The following is a 20,594-nucleotide window of genomic DNA, read 5'->3' on the forward strand; positions in this document are numbered from 1 at the left end:
AATTCCAGCAAAAATCAGTCCGGCGAAATTGAAAAGAAAGCCGATGCGTCGGCAATATCTTCCAGTTCGACCAACCAGAGATCGGGATCGAAGCGGATTTCCCGCGCCATGCGGTCGCCCGTCGCCATGTCGTCGGCATCGTGAAGAATGCGCAGGAACATGCGTTCCCCGTCATTGTCCTCTTCATAGGAGGTCTGGGGGGCGGGCGCGTAAAGATCGCATGTGCCGAAGCGCGAGCTGACCTTGATGAAAATCGCCCCCGCTTCCGGCGAGCCGCGGCGGGCGAGATAGGCGAAACCGCCCTCGCCCTGCACCTTGCGGATCAATGCCGAAACCCAGAAATCCGAAGTCAGGCGCACCGGAGTTCCCTAACCGATAAGGCCGATTTCGCGCATCTTGGCGATAAGCGCCGCGTCGATTTCGCCCGTTACCGACATGCCGAACAGTTTCTGGAATTCGCGCACGGCATTCTGCGTTGCCTTGCCTTGCTGGCCGTTCACCGGCACCCGGTCATTGCCGAATGCCTTCAGGCCCGCCTGTACGCGGATGATATCCTGTGAAGACACGTTCGACGAAGAGACAGCGGGCGCAGCCTGCTTTTTCGGGGCCGGTTTCTGGTAGGATGCGAGGTCTGCCTTCGGCTTGGCGGATGCTCCCGTCCTGAGGACTGCCGGTTGCGGACGCGGGGTCGGAACCACGACCTCGATGGCCCTGGCGATATCGTCTTTCTGCGTAGCATCGTCCGGCGCATCGGCCAGCAATTGAAGCTGAGCCGGAATGCCAGCCTGTTCGACGCCCAGTTTCTTTTGCAATTCACGCCAGCGCTCCACGGCCTCCCGGGTCTGAGGTCCGGTGAAACCGTCCACCGACCCCTTGTAAATTCCAAGCGTGGAAAGCCGCTGCTGCAACCGCGCGATTTCGAGATCGGCATTGGGCGCAAGTGCGGGCAGCGTGTCATCGACGGATGCGGTCACGCTCATCCTGTCGGGCGACGGGCTTGCAATCTCCGACGGCTGATCGGTTGTGCTACCTTGCCGCGCGCTGGCAGCGGCTTCGACCGGCTTCGGCGCGGCGTCGGCGGTCGCGGCCGTGCCCGGCAGAACCGTGCGCGGCGTCGGCTTGAACACGAAATCCGGCCTTGTGCGGAAGAAGACGGCATTGTGCGCCTCCGGCTGATACCAGAGCGCATTGGCGGAAACGAAACTCATTACCACCAGAAACGCCGTGGCCCCGCCGGTCAGGACGGGGTTGCGCACGATGAATTCTCCGGCGGCTATCGCAAGCGATGAGGCCGATGTGAAGAAGAAATGGACAAGCCGCGATCCGAGACTACGCCGTTTTGCGGGTTTGCGCATTTTTCTGCTCCCGGATTTCGTCCCGGATTTCTCCATCGCCTTCGTCGTTCTGCCAGTCATTACGCCTTTCTCCCTGGTGACGGTGCATGTCGATCACCGTGCCAAGTTCGTGATGTTCGTCATCTCCCATGACATATTGCGGACCTGCTACCGGCAGGCGGATCGTGACGACCGTGCCTTCGCCGGGGCAGCTTCTGATCTGCATCGACCCCTGATGCAGTTCCACGAGCCCCTTGACCACCGACAGGCCAAGGCCGCTCCCCTCCTGCGCGCGCGTATAGCTGTTGTCGGCGCGCACGAACGGCGTGCCGATGCGCTGCATGTCTTCCGGCTCGATGCCGATGCCGGTATCCGATACGCTGAGTTCGAGCATCGGGCGACCATCGGCCATCACGCGCGCCGCATCGATGGTGACGCAGCCGCCGGTCTGGGTGAATTTCACCGCGTTTCCGGCCAGATTGAGCAGGATCTGCTGGACGGCGCGGCGGTCGGCCACCACTTCGCCCACGGCATTGCCGACACGGTGGCAGAAGGCAACCCCCTTCTTTTCCGCCTGCGGCAGCATGACGGCGGTGCACATTTCGGCAACGTCGCGGAAAGCCAGGCTTTGCGGCTCGATGGCATAATTGCCGGTTTCCAGCCGCGAATTGTCGAGAACGGCATTCACGAGTTCCAGCAGATAATGGCCGGACTGGTGGATGAGGCCCGCATATTCGCGCTGTTTTTCATTGGCGAGCTTGCCGCCCATTTCATGCGACAGCATGTCGGAAAAACCGATGATGGAATTGAGCGGCGTGCGCAGCTCATGGCTGACGGCGGCGAGCAGGCGCCCCTTGCCGATACGCTCCGATTCCAGTTCCGCCTTCAGCGTCGCGATTTCGTCGAGAAGCCTGCGCTCGCCTTCGAGCGAACGCCCGACCAGAGCGATTGCACGGTCGCTCGCCGCACCTTCGAGACGGTAGGCGCGGAAGACCGTGCCGCCATCGTCAATGGAGCGCAGGCGCACTTCGGCGCTGCGCGCGGCCTTGCCTGCGCGAAGATCGGCCAGAAGCGAAAGATATTGCACGCGGTCGGCCACATGAATGCGGTCGATCAGGGCTGTGCCTTCCAGCATTTTCGGCTGGACGCCCAGAAGCCGGGCTGAATTGCTATCGACGGCGGACAGGATGCCTTCGGCGTCGAGGCCGAACTGCAGGTCACCGGCGGCGAGCGCGACCTGCGGAGCCGATGCCCGGATTTGCGCGGGCCTTCCGGCTGTCGCGACGCCGCGCGCGACAAGGCTTGCCGCATAAAGCACGAGAACGGCGACGGAAACATAGCTGCCGCCCGAAACGATCCCGCCGGTCCTGACGGCGAAGAAGCCGAGGATGAGAACGGCAATCGCCGCCGCCCCGGCCGTGATTGCCGGCTTGCGCGTTGCAAACCATGCTTCCAGCGGCAGGCTCGCGGCCATCAGCCAGAGCACGGCATTCCCTTCGGAGAAGGCGCCGATACCGGCCAGACCCGCGCCATAGGCCGCGAAGTTGAGGCCCGCCAGAACCGTTGCGCCCACCCCCATCAGCGAAAGCGCGCAGAGGATCATGGCGACGCCTGCAAAGCTTGCGGCAAGAATCGCAAATTCGGTGAAGACGCCAGCAATGCCGGAAGCGAATACGGCGGCGCAAAGCAGGACAGGCACGGCAAGGACCGAGCCGACAGCGCGTATGGAAGCCGCATCGGGAACCGGTGCCCAGCGGCGGCAGAAACCTTCGTAAAAACGGCTGATCGCCCGCACGCCGGTGCGGACGGTTTCGGCTGTTTTCAATAAAATGGCGTTCAACGTGCCGTACTCACTCATACTCTTGCATTGACCTGACCGCGAAACACGCGCCGCGACGACGCTTTCCTAGTGGTCTGATTCCGGCATTTGCATCCCTCTGATACAGGCGCCGAGCAAATGTCGGAATCGAAAAGACCACTAGTAAGTTTATGTATCTAGTGGATTTTTCGAATTTGACGTTTGAAACAGCATCTCATTCAGTCGGGATCCAAACGTCAAATTCAATCCGCTAGCCAGCAACAGATTGCAGGCGAGGCTTTAAAGAAACGATAAAGCGGGGCCGTCCAAAGGCGATAAGTGATGAGCGGAAGCTGCTTTTCCGCCTATGGTAAACAGAGGGTAGCAATCGGACCGGAAATGGCCGGTTACGGAATCTTTTCGATTTCATCGCAGATTGATGCCAGCATCCGCTGAAACAGAAGGCTCCGACAGCAGCAGGCATGATCCGTTTTCTTCTCAAATCCGTGTTCTGGCTGTCGCTGGCATTCATCGTGATGCCGCGCCTTTTTCCCACGGATCAGGAAAACGGGCCGTCGGAAAAGGCCGCCCCGACCGAGGCGGCACGGAAGCCCGATTCCATCGACCAGCTTCTCGCCAATGGCAAGACCGCCGTCGAGATCGGCAAGCTTTGCCTGGATAATCCGTCTTTTTGCGAGAGCGGGACATCGGTCGTCTCGAATGCCGGAAGCGGACTTCTGGAAGGAAGCCGTGTCGTGCTCGAATATCTGAGCGACCGTTTCGGCAGCAAGCCACAACCGTCTGCAAAAGCCGAACCCGCCATTCCTCTCCCGACACCGCGAGAAGAAGCGCTGCGAATGATCGATCGCGGCTCGACCGGCGCGATCCATCGTTAAGCCCGTTCCGTCTGTTCGCGCCAATGGATTGAATTTGAAGCTCCTGTCATTTGCACGGCATCTACGTTTAAGAACTTCAAATCCGTAAACCGCACTAGTTTTCCGTGACCTTGCGGCCATTCATGACTATATAAGCCGCAACAGGGTTCCAGCAGGCAAGTATCATGACCACGACCATCGATAACATCATGTCCGATTTCGAATTTCTCGACGATTGGGAAGATCGCTATCGCTATGTCATCGATCTTGGCAAGGAACTGCCGCCATACCCCGATGACGCGCGCGATGCGGAGCACAAGGTGCAGGGCTGCGTGAGCCAGGTCTGGCTAAAGACGCTTCCGCAGGACGGCAGCGATCCGGTCATCGAGTTTCTGGGCGATTCCGACGCCCATATCGTGCGCGGACTGGTGGCCATCGTGCTGGCGCTTTATTCGGGCCGCAAGGCTTCCGAAATCCTCGGCGTTGACCCGGAAGCCATCCTGAAGAAGCTCGGCCTTGACGAGCATCTCACGCCGCAGCGCTCCAACGGCCTGCGCGCCATGGTGGCGCGCATCCGCCGCGAGGCGGAGTTGGCGAAGGAATCAGCCTAAGAGGCTGTTCCAAAAGTCGCCATGAGCGGCTGCAAACGGCAATTTGTCTGCGTTCCGGTGCTCACGTACCCTTAGTACGCTCCGCTCCGGTACTCGAAAATCACCATTTTCGCGCGCGCATGTCGCTTTTTGATTCAGACTCTAACAACTCTTCAACCGACAGGGCCGCGGCGAGCAGCCTCTTGTCCGTTCCGCCGCGCGCGCTCAACATGAAGCCGGTCGGCAGTTTCATGCCCGGCATGGGCAAGGTTATGCTGCACAGGTCGAACTGGTTACCGACCTGCGTGTCGCGCAGCAGCAGCCCTTCCACCCGGTCATATTCGGCTTCGTCACGGTTGACCGAGGCAAGCGTCGGCGCGACGATGGGCGTGGCGGGCGTCGCGACCATATCGAAGCCGCCCAGGCGCTCGTCCATTTCGCGCACCAGCGCCGCGCGGGTCGCCATGATCTCCCGATAGGTTTCGGCAGGCACCTTCACGCGGAGGGAAAGCGGGCCTTTCACGCGGACATCGACATTGGCATCGGGATCACCGAGCCAGGTCGATGCGTGGATATGGCTTGCCTCGATCCCGGCGATGGAGCCGACGCGGGTTGCATCGCGCAGCCGTGCAATCAGATCGTCGACCTCCAGATCGGCAATGGAAGCGCCCGCCTTCTCCAGAAGAGCGACCGTCGCCTCGAAATGTCCTGCGACCTCCGGCTCCATATCCGCCAGCAGATAACCTTTCGGCAGAGCCACGCGCAGGCCCCTGAGCGGCAGGGGATCGGGCAGGACCGGCTCTTCCCCGGCCATCACGGCATCGGTCAGGACGGCATCGGCGACGGTCTTCGTCAGCGGGCCGACAGAATCGAGCGATGGCGCCAGCGGAAAGGCGCCAGCGAGCGGGACGCGCCGCGCAGTGGGCTTGAAGCCGACCAGCCCGTTCAGCGCCGCCGGAATGCGCACCGATCCGCCCGTATCCGAACCTATACCGATCTCGCTCGTGCCTTCGGCCACGGAAACCGCCGCGCCCGACGACGAACCGCCCGGTACGCGTGACGGGTCGATGGCGTTGCCCGGCTCGCCATAATGCGGATTGAGACCGACCGGCGTGAAAGCGAATTCCGTCATATGGGTCTTGCCGACGATGATCGCGCCCGCATCGCGCAGGCGGCCGACGATCACGGCATCCCGTGCCGCCGGGGGGGCATCGCGCCGGACGACGGAACCGGCAAGTGTCGGTTCTCCGGCGACGTCGAAGAGATCCTTGATAGAAACGATGCGACCATCGAGCGGACCGAGTGCACCTCCCGCGCGATGGCGCGCGTCCGCCGCATCGGCTTCGGCGCGCGCCTTTTCCGCATAAACCTTGCTGAAGACATGCTCGCGATCCGCGCGCGCCTCCAGACGGGCCAGAATGTTCTCCAGCCGGTCCCTTATCCCGCTTTTTTGAGCCGCGTTTGTCTGGGCCGCGTTTGTCTGGGCTGAATTCACGGCACTTCCCCATTCTTCCTTTGAAAACCGAGCGATAGCCCCGCTCCCATAGAGTGTCAATGAGAAGCGAAATCCGAGCGCGCAGGCCTTCATATATTCCGGGGGCGCACCTGCGGCCGGTAGTCGTCCGCGCCCCAGTGCAGCACCGCGCCCCGGCGCATGTCGCCTTCGCGCGGCGGATTATAATGGCGATGCAGTGCCGCCAGACCGGCCTTGAGCAGCATCTTGGCCGAGCGGGCAGGCCATTGCCGCTCGCGCTCCACCGTTTCCAGGCCTTTCAGAAAACAGCATACATCGACCAGAACGCCGTTCAGCTCCGGCCCGATGGCATCCAGCGCCCGCTCGACCCGGATTCTGCTGGCAAGCGCAATGTCCGTCAGCTCTGCCATGCCGCCCGGCCCACCTCGCCCTCCCCCGACACCGGCGTCCCAGCGCGTGGTGACGGACGGCATCAGCGAACCGCGCGTGAAATCGGCGCGCAGCCTCTCGCCTGCCAGAAATTCATCATCCGAAATGAAGGCGCATCCATTGGCGGTCTTGCGCCGGTAGAGCATGGCAAGCGGCGATTCCTCCGGGTTGATCCGAACCGTTTCGCCCTGTTCATATTCAACTGTTTCGACGGGTCTTGCCGGCAATGGCGCCGGTCCGCCACCTTCCTTGAGGCGCTTGCGGCCCTGCCGCGAAACGGCGAGCCGCCCCTCTTCCAGACGCAGCAAACCCTTCTTGCACATGGCTTCCAGCTCGGCGCGGGCGGCGGCTATCGTGCCCTGATCGGCCACGAGCAGCACATGCGTCTCGCGAACGGAATCCTGAAGCTCGCACGATCCGTTTTTCAGAAAGCGCATGATTCTCGTTTCAGAAGCCGAAAACCGTGTGCTCATGCCGCCATCCTCCAGGCTGTAAAGGCGCTCCGGGCAATGCGCTCGAATGCCGATACGACAGCATCGAAGTCCGTATCGTCGCGCATATCCTCCACCAGATGGCAGGCATGCATCACAGTCGACCGGTCGCGCGCGAAGCCGACGGCAACATCGCTCATCGCCAGTCCGAAAGCAGTGTGCGCCACATACATGCCGACCTGCCGAACCCGGGCAACTTCGCGCCTGCAACGCAGCGGAGAGCGAAGTTCCGCACCCGAAACGCCGAACATGGCGGAAAGCAAATCGATGAGGGCATCGCACAGCGCCACGATCTGCCGCTGCTGCCCGGAACGATGAGCCCGAGCCTTGAGGCTATCAGGGTTGAGGCTGCGTCCATGCCGTGCCGCGATCAGCTTCAAAGCTTCGAAAGCTTGCGCCCGCGTATGAATGACATCCGATAATTCCAAAGACATCCATCTTTCCTCGCCAGAATAGGAATATCTTCTTATACGGAGAAAAATGCAAGCGTGGATAAGTTTTGTGGAAGAATTTGTCGCCAGCGCCCAGTTTCGCAAGTTCTAACATAAGCCAAGCTCTTGCCTTTACAGCAAGAATGCGTCCCGAAGGGGCGGCGCAGAATTTCATTCTATCGGAAATTCACATAAAATCTAGGAATATTATCCAACAGATTTCGCCAGGCCTCATGCTTTCTCACACAGGAAAGCGAGGATATCGACCATGGAAACGGCTCTCAAACATGCCCGGACAGAGTTTTTCGTCCAGCAAAAGCGGAATCAGGTGACGGCAATGCAGCGCGTTGCCCTGCAAGTGGTCGCCGGTATCGATCTGGATGAAATCGTGAAGGCTACGGAAGAAATAAAGCAACGCACAAGGCGGCGTCTGCTGCGTCTCATCGAAAGAGAGCGGCTGAAGGGTGTGCGCGGGCACTGGAGTTATGACCTGAACCGCCATATCGCGCTGAAGCAGGCATTCGACAGAATTTGCTAAAATATGTCTTTCATCGGCGGATCCGGTTTGGCGCCGGAAGCATCCAGACGAAAAAAGCCGGTATCGAACGGGGCGAACCCGACGATACCGGCCCTTTCGAACGAGAGCGGTCAGAAATGCGCCGCGGGGTGCGGCTTAGGCCCGATAATCCGATCAGGCGTCTTTAGGCTTGCGGCCGAGACCCATCTTCTTCGCCAGGCGCGAACGAGCGGCGGCGTAATTCGGCGCGACCATCGGATAGTTCGGATCGAGATCCCACTTTTCGCGATACTGTTCCGGCGTCAGGTTGTAATGGGTCATCAGGTGACGCTTCAGCGACTTGAACTTCTTGCCGTCTTCGAGGCAGATGATGTAGTCGTCATGAACCGACTTCTTCGGATTGACGGCAGGCTTCGGCTTTTCGACGACAACCGGCGCTTCCTCGCGTTCCACATGGCGCTTGAAAGCAGCGTGGACTTCCGCGATCAGCAACGGCAGTTCGCCTGCGCGAATCGAATTATTACCGACGTAAGCGGCCACAACATCTGCAGTAAGGCTGAGAAGCAGTTCTGCGCTTTCGTCGTGCGTGTCCAGATTTTCCATTATTTTTCCTTTTTACTTCTTATTGTTGCGTAATCGACGACTGGAGATCCCCGCCTGCCATCGTCGCTACGTATTCCAGAATTCTGCCCCGCTCGTCACCGCGCCTGCGAATACCAATTGATGATGTCATTTGCAATAGAATTGTCAAACCACATTACATTAACAAAAAGGCTTTCTTCTTGCCATAGCAAATAGAAAAATCCGAACAATCCCCCCGATCGTGGGGGGAAACTTTGAAACGCGATGTGTTCACGTTTTCGTCCCTGTCATTTATTGCAGGTTACGGATGAAGGCAAAGTTCATGGCCGCGCACCCCATAGTTTGCGTAGCCTGAGTTAGCAACAAATTTCTGCCTCAAGTTTTCTTGTACGACCGGCAAGACTAACAGGTTCCCTTCATGTAGCTCTTGCCTCCGAAATCGGGCGCCAAAAAGGCGCGATTCAAATATATTTCAACGAAATCAACTCGCTTTCACCCTCATCGCCAACTATATAAGTGCCGATAACCGACGTCAGAATGCCCCCTTTGCGGGCCCTGCAACAAATTGAAACAGTTTTCATCGGAATTGTGGATGTCCCAGAACTCTTCCCGTCTTCAGCCGCCGCACGCAGCAAAACATCCCGTAAACAATACCCGTCACGGAATCACGCGCACCGACGATTATGCCTGGCTGCGCGCCGACAACTGGCAGGAAGTCTTCAAGGACCCCGCCGTTCTCGCGCCCGAAATCCGCGCACATCTCGAAGCGGAAAATTCCTATCAGGCAACGCTGATGAAGGACACGGAAGCCCTTCAGAAGAGCCTTTTTGCCGAGATGCGCGGCCGTATCAAGGAAGATGATTCGTCCGTTCCCGCCAAGGATGGCCCCTATGCCTACGGCGTCTCCTACCGGACCGGCGGGGAACAGCCCTATTTCATTCGCACGCCGCGCGACGGCGGCGCGGAAACGATCCTGCTCGACGGCGACAAAGAGGGCGAAGGCAAGGCCTATTTCCGGCTCGCCTCCGCCGATCATTCCCCCAGTCACAATCTGTTGATCTGGGGCTATGACGACAAGGGATCGGAATTCTACAAGCTGAAGGTCCGCGACCTCGAAACCATGACCGAGCTTGACGATCTCATCACCGATTCCAATGGCGGCGGCACATGGGACGCCGGAAGCGAGGGCTTTTTCTATACGCGGCTCGATGAAAACCATCGCCCGTCGAAAGTCTTCTATCACCGGACTGGAACAGACCAGTCGCAGGACCCTCTGATCCATGAGGAAAAAGACCCCGGCTTTTTCCTCGGCGTCGGCGGTTCCGTGCTCGACGATTATATCTTCATCGACATTCACGACCACGAAACGTCGGAATGCTGGCTGCTTCCGGCCAGCGATCCGGCGGCCAAGCCGCAGCTCGTCATGGCGCGCCAGACCGGCACGGAATACGACATCGCCCCCGGCGGCGACGTGTTCTACATCCTGACCAATGCCGATGGCGCCAAGGATTTCAAGATCTGCCAGGCGCCTGCTTCCGCGCCGCAGAAGGAAAACTGGCAGGATGTCGTGGCCGAAAAACCGGGACGGCTGATCCTCTCGCATTCGGCCTACAAACATCATCTTGTCTGGATGGAACGCGACAATGGCCTGCCGCGCATCGTGATCCGCGACCGCGAAACCGGCGAGGAACACGCCATCGCCTTCGATGAGGAGGCCTATTCGCTCGGCCTTCATGGCAGCGCGGAATACGATACGGACGTGATCCGCTTCTCCTATTCGTCCATGACGACGCCGGAACAGCTCTTCGACTACAATATGCGCACGCGCGAACGCCAGCTCCTGAAAACGCAGGAAGTTCCGTCCGGGCACAATGCCGGCGATTATGTCACGCGGCGCGTCTTTGCCAGCGCGCCGGATGGCGAACTGGTCCCGGTCTCGCTGCTCTATCGCAAGGACACGAAGCTCGACGGCTCCGCCCCCTGCCTGCTCTACGGCTACGGCTCCTATGGCATGACCATTCCGGCGAGCTTCAGCACGTCGCGCCTGTCGCTGGTGGATCGAGGCTTCATCTATGCCATCGCCCATATCCGCGGCGGCAAGGACAAGGGTTTCGCGTGGTACGAAAACGGCAAGCGCGACAAGAAGACGAACACTTTCACCGACTTCATCGCCGCCGCGCAATATCTGGTTGCCGAAGGCTTCACCAGCCATGACCGCATCGTCGCCCATGGCGGTTCGGCGGGCGGAATGCTGATGGGCGCGATTGCCAACACGGCGCCGGACGCATTTGGCGGCATCATTGCCGAAGTGCCCTTCGTGGATGTGCTGAACACGATGCTCGACGATACGCTGCCGCTCACCCCGCCCGAATGGCCGGAATGGGGCAACCCCATCGCTTCGGAGGCGGACTACCGGACCATCGCGGCCTATTCGCCCTATGACAATGTGAAGGCCCAGTCCTATCCCGCCATTCTGGCCGTCGCGGGCCTGACCGATCCGCGCGTCACCTATTGGGAGCCCGCCAAATGGGTCGCCAGACTGCGCGAACTGAAAACGGACGACCATCCGGTCCTGTTCCGCATCAACATGGATGCGGGCCATGCCGGCGCTTCGGGCCGGTTTTCCCGGCTGGAGGAAGTCGCCTATACCTACGCCTTCGCGCTCAAGGTGGTCGGAAAGGCTGGCGAAACACTCTGAGAGCCTATTCCAAAAGTCGCTCTGTGCGGCTGCAAATGGCAATTTATCTGCGTTCCGGTGCTCATGTACCCAAAAGTACATTGCGCTCCGGTACTCGAAAATCACCATTTTCGCACGCACATACCGCTTTTCGATTCAGGCTCTGGGTCCCTATCCTGGAAAAGAAAGCGCCGCATCCGGGATGCGGCGCTATACAAGGCGCTGCATGGTATTAACCGTGTGGGAAAGATAGCTATACTTGAAACATGGAGAAATGGGCCATATCGTCTATAATGTCTTTCCATAGATGTTTTTCAGGGAAGAAATCGATGTTCCGCCAAGTCATTGCCGTAAGCCTTGCCTCCGCATCCCTTGCCGTTTCGAGCCTGATTGCGCTGCCCATGTCCGCTCAGGCGCAGGTGCGCAAGGATGTCGGCGAATATGCCGGACAACGATGCAACGTGCCGCGACGCGGCAGCGGCATCATCGTCGGCCAGTTCAGCGGCGTGGACGACTCGCCCTTCATCAGCGACGGCGACGGGCTGGTCCCGGTCTCTCGTGTCCGCTGCTTCAGCACCATGTCGGAATGCAAGGGCTGGCTTTACACGATGCAGAGCAAATACACCAATGCCGGAGCCCCAACGCTCGTCCGCTGCACGAAGCGTTAAAGCGTGTTGCGTTCAATCATATTCAGGCAACACGCTTTAACAGCCTGTTCCAAAAGTCGCCATGAGTGGCTGCAAATGGCAATTTGCCGCGTTTCGGTGTTGCTGTGCCCAAAATCGTCACATGCTCCTGATATTTTGACGTCCGGCCGCTTGCAAAGCCGGGGCTGAAGTGCATATTACGTAAACGTAAGAAATTTTGGGAGAGTCTCCATGGAAGAATTGATCGCGCGCATTACGTCCAATGTCGGTGTCGATGCCGCAACTGCGGAAAAGGCCGTCGGCATGATCCTCGCATTCCTGCAAAAGGAAGGCCCGGAGGACAAGGTCCAGCAGCTTGTGGCCGCGTTTCCCGGCGCTGAGGAAGCCATTGCGCAGGTCAAGGGCGGCGGTTTTCTTTCCGGCCTGGTGGGCGGCGTGATGGGGCTTGGCACACAGCTCATGGGCGCGGGCCTCGGCATGGGCGAAATCTCCGGCGTGGCCAAGGAAACCATCCGATTCGCCAAGGAAAAAGCGGGCGACGAGCCGGTCGATGCCGTCATCGGAGCCATTCCGGGGCTCGGCCAGTTCATATAGGAGCCAGTTCCAAACAGTCGTCATGAGCGGCTGCAAATGGCAACTTCCTGCGTTCCGGTGCTCATGTACGTCCAGTACACTCCGCTCCGGTACTCGAAATTCACCATTTTCGCACGCTCATGTCGCTTTTGGATTCAGGCTCTAAGAATCTCACGCATTTCGGGCAGCATGGTGAATCGCCGCCCGCATGTCGCAAGCACAAAAGGCTCCGTATCGCGGAGCCTTTTCTTTATTCTCAGCGTCGACACACCGGGTTATCCTCTGGGGATCAGCCGGATGCGGCGATTGCATTGCTCCGCTTTGTATCCGATATTTGAACCAGAGAACGAAATCTGTTCAATTTTCAAATGCGGAGGATCGTATGCGTTTGTTTTTCCTGACCGTTAGTTCTGCAACCCTCTTGCTCGCCGGTGCGGCACAGGCCGATGTTGCCTCCGATCGTCAGGCTCTGATGAAGGACCTCGGACGTTCGGTCGGTTCCATCGCGCCGATGATCAAGGGTGAAAAGCCTTTCGATGCCGCCACCGCGCTTGCCGCGCTCGAAAAGATCGACGCCTACGCCAGAAAGCTGGATGCGGGCACACTGTTCCCCGACGGTTCGGACAAGGGCGACACAGAGGCTTCGCCGAAAATCTGGGAAAACAAGGACGATTTCGCCAGGCACATTGAAAAATTCCGCGCGGACGCCGCTACGGCCCTGACGGCCAAGCCGCAGGATCTCGACGCATTGAAGCCGGCCTTCCAGCAGGTCGCAGCCAATTGCGGCGCCTGCCATCGGGCCTATCGCATCAAGAAAAACTGACGGACAGGACGAAATGATCCGCAAACTGGCATATGCCGCTGGCGCAATCATCGTGCTCGGAGCCGCTGCCTTCTGGATTTTGACCACGCCGCAGGGGGTGGACGAAATCGTGCTGGCTTCCATGAAGCCCGGCGACCCGGCCAAAGGCGAGCGGGTATTCTGGGCAGGTGGCTGCGCCTCCTGCCATGCCGCGCCCGGCGCTTCGGACGATGCGCGCAAGGTGCTGGCGGGCGGGCATGAGCTGGCCTCGGATTTCGGCACTTTCGTGACGCCGAACATTTCTCCGTCGGAACAGGGGATCGGCGCGTGGACGTTGCAGGATTTTGCCAATGCCATGCTGAAAGGCGTCGGCAGGCAGGGCGAGCATCTTTATCCGTCCTTCCCCTACACGTCCTATACGAAGATGCAGCCGCAGGATGTCGCGGATCTTTTCGCCTATATGAAGACGCTGCCGCCGTCGGATAACGTCGCGTCGCCGCACAGGCTCGGCTTTCCGTTCACCCTTCGGCGCGGCATCGGCCTTTGGAAGAAGCTCTACCTCTCCGATCGTCCGGCGGTGGAACTGGCCAATGCATCCGACACGGCGAAGCGCGGCCAATATCTGGCCGAAGCGCTCGGCCATTGCGGCGAATGCCATACGCCGCGCAATGCGATTGGCGGTCTGGACAAGAGCCAATGGCTGGCGGGCGCGCTGTCGCCGGAAACCGGCAGCGACGGGAAAAAGGGCGTTGTGCCCAACATCACGCCCGGCGATGCCGGACTTGGAAGCTGGAGCGAAGGTGACATCGCCTATGCGCTGCAAAGCGGCTTCACGCCGGATTTCGACTCGCTCGGCGGCTCGATGACGGACGTGGTGGCGAACATGACCCATCTGGATGAAGCGGATCGCGATGCGATCGCCGCCTATCTGAAAGCCGTCCCGGCGCACCCGAACGGCTATCCGGCGCGTTGAGGGCGGGCCGCCCGGCCACGGCTTTTCCTTGTCGTGACGGGAAGCGGCGTTTATACCGTATGAAATAGTTAAACAGAGGGAGCAAGCCGCCTGATGACTGCCGAAGACGCTATTTTCCTTGGCGCGAGCCGCAAGCCCGACGACTCCTACCAGCAGCCGGAATATCTTGCGCTGAAATACGGCAACAGGCACGGCCTCGTTACCGGCGCGACCGGTACGGGCAAGACGGTCACGCTGCAAGTTCTGGCCGAAAGCTTTTCGGCGGCGGGCGTTCCGGTTTTCTGTGCCGACATCAAGGGCGATCTTTCCGGCATCGGTGCGGTCGGGGTGCAGAATGACGGGCTTCTCAAGCGCGCTGCGGACATAAAGCTCGATCCCTATGAAATGCGCGCCGCGCCGGTGATCTTCTGGGATATTTTCGGAGAGCAGGGCCATCCCGTGCGCGCCACCATTTCCGAGATGGGACCGCTGCTTCTCTCGCGCCTCATGAACCTCACCGACGCGCAGGAAGGCGTACTCAACATCGCCTTCCGGATGGCCGACGAGGAAGGACTCCTGCTGCTCGATCTGAAGGATTTGCAGGCGATCCTCGCGGAAATGGCCGAGCGTTCGACGGAACTGTCCGGCAAATACGGCAATGTCAACAAGACCTCGGTGGGCGCGATCCAGCGTTCGCTGCTGGTGCTGGACCAGCAGGGCGGCACGAACTTCTTCGGCGAACCGGCGCTGCGCATCGCCGATCTCATGCGCACGACCACGGACGGGCGCGGCATGATCAGCGTGCTTGCGGCTGACAAGCTGATGATGAATCCGCGCCTCTATTCCACTTTCCTGCTCTGGCTGATGTCGGAACTGTTCGAGGAACTGCCGGAAGTCGGCGATCCCGACAAGCCGAAGCTCGTCTTCTTCTTCGATGAAGCGCATCTTCTCTTCGATGAAGCGCCGAAGGCCCTGATCGACCGGGTCGAACAGGTGGTGCGCCTGATCCGTTCCAAGGGCGTCGGCGTCTATTTCGTCACGCAGAACCCGCTCGACGTGCCGGAAACGGTGCTGGCCCAGCTCGGCAATCGCGTCCAGCATGCGCTGCGCGCCTATACGCCGCGCGAGACCAATGCCGTGAAGACCGCAGCCGATACGTTCCGCCCCAACCCGGACTTCAACACGTTTGAGGCAATCACCAATCTCGCCACCGGCGAGGCTCTGGTTTCGACGCTTCAGGCCAAGGGCGTTCCCTCCATCGTCCAGCGCACGCTGATCCGTCCGCCATCCTCGCGCATCGGACCGCTGACGCCGGACGAACGCGCAAAGATCGTCGCCGCAAGTCCCGTTGCCGGTCAGTACGACCAAACGGTCGACCGCGATTCCGCTTTCGAAATGCTGGCGCGCAAGGCGCAGAATGCTGCGGCAGCGCAGCAGAAGAGCAAGGAAGAGCAAGAAGGCGGCGGCGGTATTCTCGGCGATCTCGTCGGCACCGCGCTCGGCACCGGTCGCCGCTCGGGCCGCCAGACCGTGGCGGAAGCCGCCATGAAGTCCGTCGTGCGCTCGGTCGGCAATTCGCTCGGTCGCGCGCTGGTGCGCGGAATTCTCGGCAGTTTCAGAAGGTGATTTAGGGGAGTAAGGGAGTAAGGGAGTAAGGGAGTAAGGGAGTAAGGGAGTAAGGGAGTAGAATTACTTATTCTCGATCAAGGCAAATATTTTACTTGCCTTGTCCACCACTTGCTCGCACCCTATTCCCCTATTCCCCTATTCCCCTATTCCCCTATTCCCCTATTCCCCTATTCCCCTATTCCCCTATTCCCCTATTCCCCTATTCCCCTAACTTCACATTACCAGAATCGGCGATTTCCCCGGCACGCGATCGTAGAGATCGATGATGTCCTGATTGAGGAAGCGCACGCAGCCCGAAGAGACCGCCTTGCCGATGGACCACCATTCCGGATTGCCGTGCAGGCGGTACAGCGTGTCCTTGCCGTCCTGGAAGATATAGAGCGCGCGGGCGCCAAGCGGGTTCTTCAGGCCCGGAGCCATGCCGCCGTTCTTCGCGCTGTACTGCGTGAGTTCCGGCTGGCGGGCGATCATTTCATCCGGCGGGGTCCAGCGCGGCCACTGGCGCTTGTACTGGATCACCGCGCGGCCCGACCATGCAAAGCCCTCGCGACCGATGCCGACGCCGTAACGCATTGCCTGACCGTTTTCGAGGACGAGATAGCAGAAGCGATTGCCGGTATCGATGACGATCGTGCCCGGCAGTTCGCCGGTCGGGTCCTGCACCACCTGACGCAGATAGCGCTTGTCCATCTTCTGGATCGGGATCGCCGGAAGCTGGAAGCCGCCATCCTCGACGGAGGCGTACATCTGCGCCCAGCCGCCATAGGAAGCGTCCACATTGGCTCGCGGGGTGCGGTTGATCGGATTGCCCGACTGATCCACATCGATGATTGGAACATTCTGCCCCAACTGAGCGCAACCGGCCAGGCCGGCGGCCGCTGTCGCTGTCATTGCCGTCAGGAAAGAACGGCGGGTAAGGGTCGTTTGCATATGAAAACCAGTTTAGTGACGGGAGGGGTTACAGATACACATTCAGGGTTAACGAATTGCGACCCGACCAATTGTGGCAGATCCGCGGCGAGCCGTCGAAACTGCCGTAAAAGGCCGTTTCCGGTGATTGGTTGGACGGAAAACGCCCCAGAATTGTGGCATACACCCGGTCGCAATGGGGCCTAAACGTGGCGAAAGGCCCCCTATGCGGGTCGTGTTGCAGCCGCGACACAATTTCAGGCGCAGGAAGCGGCTATCGACAAAACCTGTCGGTTCAACTTTTGGTGAACGGTTCAGTCGAGCAGTTGCAGGCTCGGCAGAATGAGCGCCGGAGCGAATTGCCGGTACTCATCGGGCTGGTTGGAGCGATTGACCCAGACCCCGCGCATACCGAACCGCACCGCCCCCGCCACATCCCAGCGATTGGACGACTGGAAGGAGATCGCCGAGGGATAGAGCCGCCACTGCATGGTAATGAGTTCGTAGACCGCCGGTGCGGTCTTGTATTTCTGCACCGTATCGACCGAAATCACATCGTCGAGCAGCACGTCGAGTGCTGCCGAGCGAACGGCGGATTCCAGCATCGCCGGCGATCCGTTCGACAGGATGGCAAGCCGTGCGCCCTTTTCCTTCAGGCTTTTGAGGGCGGCAGGCACTTCCGGGTAGCAATCGAGTTTCCAATAGGCGTCGAGCAGATCGCCGCGCAGCGCCGGATCGACGGAAGGATAGCGCGCAAATGCGAAATCGAGCGATTCCTCCGTCAGTTTCCAGAAATCGCTATAAGCGCCCATCAGGCTCAGCACCCAGGAATATTCGAGCTGCTTTGCCCGCCACAGTTCGGAAAATGCCCGCCCGTCCGGCCCGGCCTTGTCCGCATGTCGCCGCACCGCCGAGTGGACATCGAACAATGTGCCATAAGCGTCGAAGACGTAAGAACTGTAGGACACCGTTTCCTCCCTTGAAGTGCGGCCCGTGCCGCGATGCGGATAATTGAGTTTTGCGTCATCTTACTGTGATTTCAATAATAATTCATTGTCTTGAAGCTGAATTGCTCATTGACGCCATTGCCGCCCGCACGGATGCGGCCTATGTAGAAACGGCACGCAAAGTTTTGGGGTATGTATCCGCTCTGCCCGCCGCAAGATGACAAATGAGGAGTGTTTCCAATGGCTTTCGAACTGCCCGCCCTGCCGTATGACTACGATGCGCTTGCGCCCTTCATGTCGCGCGAGACGCTCGAGCTTCATCACGACAAGCACCATCAGGCCTATGTCACCAACGGCAGCAAGCTGCTCGAAGGCTCCGGCCTCGAAGGCAAGAGCCTGGAAGAGATCGTCAAGGAAAGCTACGGCAAGAACCAGGGCCTCTTCAACAATGCCGGCCAGCACTACAACCACATCCATTTCTGGAAGTGGATGAAGAAGGGCGGCGGCGGCAAGAAGCTGCCGGGCAAGCTTGAAAAGGCAATCGAGTCCGATCTCGGCGGCTACGACAAGTTCCGCGCAGACTTCATCGCCGCCGGTGTCGGCCAGTTCGGCTCGGGCTGGGCATGGCTCTCCGTCAAGAACGGCAAGCTTGAAATCTCCAAGACCCCGAACGGCGAAAACCCGCTCGTTCACGGCGCAACGCCGATCCTCGGCGTCGATGTGTGGGAGCATTCCTATTATGTCGATTACCGCAACCTGCGCCCGAAATATCTGGAAGCCTTCGTCGACAGCCTCATCAACTGGGAATATGTCGAGGAACTTTACGAAAAGGCCTGATCCCTTTTCCGACCGATCCAAAAGAAAGCCCGCGTAACTGCGGGCTTTCTATTATGGCTTTTCCGTCAATACCCGCACACCGACATGCCTTGCGCGCCCGGCACTCCAGCCGTTGATTGCCGCGCCCAGCCCCAGCAGGGCGAAGAACACGCCGCAGGCCGCAAAACTGCCCGTCGCGCTGTGGATCAAACCGACGACCAGCGGGCCGATGGCGGCAATCGTATAGCCGACGCATTGCGCCATGCCCGACAGATGCGCCGCCGTATGCGAATCCGGCGCGCGCAGCACGATCATCATCATCGCCGCCGCGATAAGACCGCCCTGCCCGATGCCCTGCACGACCGCCAGCCCCCAATAGGTCCATTGCGGCAGGTAGAGAAAACCGATCAGCGGCAGGGCCGCACAGCCGCAAAGCACGACATTGAGAAGGCTCTGGCTTTTCTGGCGGGTGGCGATTGACGGAACGGCGAGGCAGGTCACGACCTGCACCATGATCGAAAAGGAAACAAGGCCGCCCGCGGCAGCCGCGCTCAACCCCTGCTCGCGCAGGATCGGCGCCAGCCATCCAAACCCGATATAGGCGGTAGAGGATTGCAGCCCCATGAACAGCGTCACCTGCCAGGCCAGCTTGTCCTTCCACAGGCCGATCACCCGAAAGCCCGAATGCGCCACATTATGCTTTGCACGCAGCGCCTGCGGCATCCACAGCACCAGCACGACCGCCGCCGGAACGGCCCAGAAGGCCAGAGCGAGGTTCCACGAGCCACCGAACATCTCCTTGATCGGAATGGTGAAACCGGCGGCGGAAGCCGCGCCGCCGCACAGCGCCATCGTATAGAGGCCCGTCATGATGGCTGCGGTTTTCGGGAAATCGCGCTTGACGACACCGGGCAAAAGCACATTGCCGGTGGCGATGGCGGCACCGGCCAGCGTCGCGCCGATATAGAGCGAGGAAAAGGTGCCAATCCCGCGAAGCGCGGTGCCGACGGTCAGCACCAGGAGCGCGAACAACAGCACGCGCTCGGCCCCGAAACGCTGTGCCAGACGCGGCGCGAAAGGAGCAAACAAGCCAAGGCAGACCACCGGCAGGGTGGTCAGCACGCCCGCCGCGATGGAGGACATGCCGGTCGCTTCGATGATTTCGGGCAGCAGAACCGAAACGCTGGAGAAAACGGGCCGGAGATTGGCCGCGATCAGCACGAGGCTCAATCCCAGAAGGATGCGGAGCGCCTTGCTCGGCGGCTGCTGGGCCGCAGGCGAGGGAATGCTGTCTGCCTCTGCATCGACCAGTGTTTCGGGCTGCATGAGTTCCAGACTTTCCATATCCCGCAATGCCGTATCCGTGTGGCTCATGATGCCAACAACCTTTCAAGTGCTTCAATCAGGGGGGCCATGAACCGGCGAACGGTCGCACTGGCTTCATCAGGGTCGCCTGCCGCGATGGCTTCCACGATCTGACGGTGCGCCTCGTCGCTCGGTTCGGGCAATTCGCCATCGAGCGTGGCTTCTATGGAATCGCGTATGGACGCGGAAAAAAGATTATAGACTTCGATAAGGGCGCTATTGCCCGAAGCGGCAACGATGGCTTCGTGAAAGGCAAAATCGCGGGCAACGAAGACCGACCGGTCGAGTTGATCGCGATTGCTGCGCTGCGCCAGCATTTTTTCCAGTTGCGCGATCGTTTCGGGCGTCGCGCGCAGGGCGGCAAGGCGCGCGGCTTCCGTTTCCAGAAGCGCCCGCGTTTCAAACCGGTCACGAAGGCTGGAATGACGGATGCGGTCGAGGCTGCGCGACGCATCGGAGGTCGAACGGACATAGGTGCCCGAACCCTGACGCGTTTCGAGCATACCCTGCGCCACCAGCGCGCGCACCGCCTCGCGCACCGTGCCCCGGCTGACGCCCAGCTTTGCGGAAAGCGCCGCTTCATTGGGAAGCTGATCGCCCACGGCCCAGCGGCCCGACATGATTTCCGTGCGCAACGACTGCATTGCCGCATCCGTCAGGCTCTTGCGGGATATTGCCTTCATGTTTTCACCAAAGTCATCGGATGACTTGATGAATTAGCGATCGATGGCGGCTCTGTCAACGGTGGAACGCGTC

21 protein-coding genes and 2 pseudogenes are annotated in these 20,594 nt (G+C 60.0%); 12 read left to right on the forward strand and 11 right to left on the reverse strand.

The genetic code is table 11. The features are described from left to right. Positions 1-14: 14 nt before the first annotated feature. From FHS76_RS17800 to FHS76_RS17810, 3 genes are read right to left on the reverse strand one after another with little or no spacing between them, the layout of a single operon-like run. Entirely contained in the window at positions 15-359 is a 345-nt protein-coding gene (locus FHS76_RS17800) for a DUF1491 family protein (protein WP_183655909.1), read from the reverse strand. Between the two features lie 9 nt (positions 360-368). Next, positions 369-1,355 (reverse strand): peptidoglycan-binding domain-containing protein, encoded by a 987-nt coding sequence (locus FHS76_RS17805; RefSeq protein ID WP_183655911.1) that lies wholly within the window; start codon positions 1,353-1,355, stop codon positions 369-371. Further along, the gene (locus FHS76_RS17810) at positions 1,330-3,174 is read right to left on the reverse strand and encodes a sensor histidine kinase (RefSeq protein ID WP_183656044.1); all 1,845 of its coding nucleotides are present in this window, start codon (positions 3,172-3,174) and stop codon (positions 1,330-1,332) included. The genes FHS76_RS17805 and FHS76_RS17810 overlap by 26 nt, the downstream gene beginning before the upstream one ends. Before the next feature lie 440 nt (positions 3,175-3,614). Here FHS76_RS17810 and FHS76_RS17815 point away from each other — a divergent pair, with 440 nt between their 5' ends. From FHS76_RS17815 to FHS76_RS22620, 3 genes and pseudogenes are all read left to right on the forward strand, one after another. Beyond that, positions 3,615-4,028 carry a hypothetical protein gene (locus FHS76_RS17815; protein WP_183655913.1) on the forward strand — a complete coding sequence of 138 codons (414 nt, stop codon included), beginning with the start codon at positions 3,615-3,617 and terminating at the stop codon, positions 4,026-4,028. A gap of 164 nt (positions 4,029-4,192) precedes the next feature. Further along, entirely contained in the window at positions 4,193-4,618 is a 426-nt protein-coding gene (locus FHS76_RS17820; protein ID WP_183655916.1) for a SufE family protein, read from the forward strand. Next, positions 4,609-4,762: pseudogene (locus tag FHS76_RS22620) on the forward strand (flagellar basal body P-ring protein FlgI); the annotation flags it as partial. The gene FHS76_RS17820 and the pseudogene FHS76_RS22620, both read left to right, overlap by 10 nt. On the opposite strand, the gene FHS76_RS17825 reads toward FHS76_RS22620, so the two are convergent. From FHS76_RS17825 to FHS76_RS17835, 3 genes are all read right to left on the reverse strand, one after another. Beyond that, complete coding sequence (locus tag FHS76_RS17825; RefSeq protein ID WP_235992751.1) at positions 4,719-6,026, reverse strand: amidase; 1,308 nt, start codon at positions 6,024-6,026, stop codon at positions 4,719-4,721. The pseudogene FHS76_RS22620 and the gene FHS76_RS17825 overlap by 44 nt on opposite strands. A gap of 155 nt (positions 6,027-6,181) precedes the next feature. After that, positions 6,182-6,973 (reverse strand): DUF6456 domain-containing protein, encoded by a 792-nt coding sequence (locus FHS76_RS17830; protein WP_183655924.1) that lies wholly within the window; start codon positions 6,971-6,973, stop codon positions 6,182-6,184. Further along, positions 6,970-7,419, reverse strand: a complete 450-nt coding sequence (locus tag FHS76_RS17835) for a helix-turn-helix domain-containing protein (protein WP_183656047.1) — start codon at positions 7,417-7,419, stop codon at positions 6,970-6,972. The genes FHS76_RS17830 and FHS76_RS17835 overlap by 4 nt, the downstream gene beginning before the upstream one ends. Before the next feature lie 271 nt (positions 7,420-7,690). Here FHS76_RS17835 and FHS76_RS17840 point away from each other — a divergent pair, with 271 nt between their 5' ends. Continuing rightward, positions 7,691-7,960, forward strand: coding sequence for a cytoplasmic protein (locus tag FHS76_RS17840; protein ID WP_183655927.1), 270 nt, complete (start codon positions 7,691-7,693; stop codon positions 7,958-7,960). Between the two features lie 153 nt (positions 7,961-8,113). Here the strand turns inward: FHS76_RS17840 and FHS76_RS17845 are convergent, their stop codons facing one another. Beyond that, positions 8,114-8,542 carry a MucR family transcriptional regulator gene (locus FHS76_RS17845; protein WP_183655930.1) on the reverse strand — a complete coding sequence of 143 codons (429 nt, stop codon included), beginning with the start codon at positions 8,540-8,542 and terminating at the stop codon, positions 8,114-8,116. A gap of 571 nt (positions 8,543-9,113) precedes the next feature. On the opposite strand from FHS76_RS17845, the gene FHS76_RS17850 reads away from it, so the two are divergent. The 7 genes and pseudogenes from FHS76_RS17850 (at position 9,114) to FHS76_RS17880 (ending at position 15,798) form a co-directional block, all read left to right on the forward strand. After that, positions 9,114-11,219 carry a S9 family peptidase gene (locus tag FHS76_RS17850; RefSeq protein ID WP_183655933.1) on the forward strand — a complete coding sequence of 702 codons (2,106 nt, stop codon included), beginning with the start codon at positions 9,114-9,116 and terminating at the stop codon, positions 11,217-11,219. Between the two features lie 308 nt (positions 11,220-11,527). Continuing rightward, positions 11,528-11,866 carry a hypothetical protein gene (locus FHS76_RS17855; RefSeq protein WP_183655936.1) on the forward strand — a complete coding sequence of 113 codons (339 nt, stop codon included), beginning with the start codon at positions 11,528-11,530 and terminating at the stop codon, positions 11,864-11,866. 210 nt (positions 11,867-12,076) lie between these two features. Next, positions 12,077-12,439: a DUF2267 domain-containing protein gene (locus tag FHS76_RS17860; RefSeq protein ID WP_183655939.1), complete on the forward strand. Its 363-nt coding sequence runs from the start codon at positions 12,077-12,079 to the stop codon at positions 12,437-12,439. A gap of 36 nt (positions 12,440-12,475) precedes the next feature. Further along, positions 12,476-12,586: pseudogene (locus FHS76_RS17865) on the forward strand (flagellar basal body P-ring protein FlgI); the annotation flags it as partial. Positions 12,587-12,800: 214 nt separating this feature from the next. Further along, positions 12,801-13,241, forward strand: a complete 441-nt coding sequence (locus tag FHS76_RS17870; protein WP_183655942.1) for a c-type cytochrome — start codon at positions 12,801-12,803, stop codon at positions 13,239-13,241. A 13-nt stretch (positions 13,242-13,254) separates the two neighbouring features. Further along, positions 13,255-14,193, forward strand: a complete 939-nt coding sequence (locus tag FHS76_RS17875) for a cytochrome c (RefSeq protein WP_183655945.1) — start codon at positions 13,255-13,257, stop codon at positions 14,191-14,193. Between the two features lie 93 nt (positions 14,194-14,286). Continuing rightward, on the forward strand, positions 14,287-15,798 hold the full coding sequence (locus FHS76_RS17880; RefSeq protein ID WP_183655948.1) for a helicase HerA-like C-terminal domain-containing protein: 1,512 nt from the start codon (positions 14,287-14,289) through the stop codon (positions 15,796-15,798). A gap of 216 nt (positions 15,799-16,014) precedes the next feature. Here the strand turns inward: FHS76_RS17880 and FHS76_RS17885 are convergent, their stop codons facing one another. Then, positions 16,015-16,731, reverse strand: coding sequence for a L,D-transpeptidase (locus FHS76_RS17885; protein ID WP_183655951.1), 717 nt, complete (start codon positions 16,729-16,731; stop codon positions 16,015-16,017). Positions 16,732-17,024: 293 nt separating this feature from the next. Next, positions 17,025-17,678 (reverse strand): haloacid dehalogenase type II, encoded by a 654-nt coding sequence (locus FHS76_RS17890; protein WP_183655965.1) that lies wholly within the window; start codon positions 17,676-17,678, stop codon positions 17,025-17,027. Between the two features lie 219 nt (positions 17,679-17,897). Here FHS76_RS17890 and FHS76_RS17895 point away from each other — a divergent pair, with 219 nt between their 5' ends. Further along, positions 17,898-18,494, forward strand: coding sequence for a superoxide dismutase (locus FHS76_RS17895; RefSeq protein ID WP_183655968.1), 597 nt, complete (start codon positions 17,898-17,900; stop codon positions 18,492-18,494). A gap of 51 nt (positions 18,495-18,545) precedes the next feature. Here FHS76_RS17895 and FHS76_RS17900 read toward each other — a convergent pair whose 3' ends face one another. Together FHS76_RS17900 and FHS76_RS17905 are read right to left on the reverse strand one after the other, a co-directional pair. Continuing rightward, positions 18,546-19,817 carry a CynX/NimT family MFS transporter gene (locus FHS76_RS17900; protein ID WP_235992752.1) on the reverse strand — a complete coding sequence of 424 codons (1,272 nt, stop codon included), beginning with the start codon at positions 19,815-19,817 and terminating at the stop codon, positions 18,546-18,548. A 26-nt stretch (positions 19,818-19,843) separates the two neighbouring features. Beyond that, positions 19,844-20,521 carry a FadR/GntR family transcriptional regulator gene (locus FHS76_RS17905; RefSeq protein WP_183655974.1) on the reverse strand — a complete coding sequence of 226 codons (678 nt, stop codon included), beginning with the start codon at positions 20,519-20,521 and terminating at the stop codon, positions 19,844-19,846. Between the last annotated feature and the right edge of the window lie 73 nt (positions 20,522-20,594).

The sequence above is a fragment of the Brucella daejeonensis genome, from assembly GCF_014199265.1.
Classification (GTDB): domain Bacteria; phylum Pseudomonadota; class Alphaproteobacteria; order Rhizobiales; family Rhizobiaceae; genus Brucella; species Brucella daejeonensis.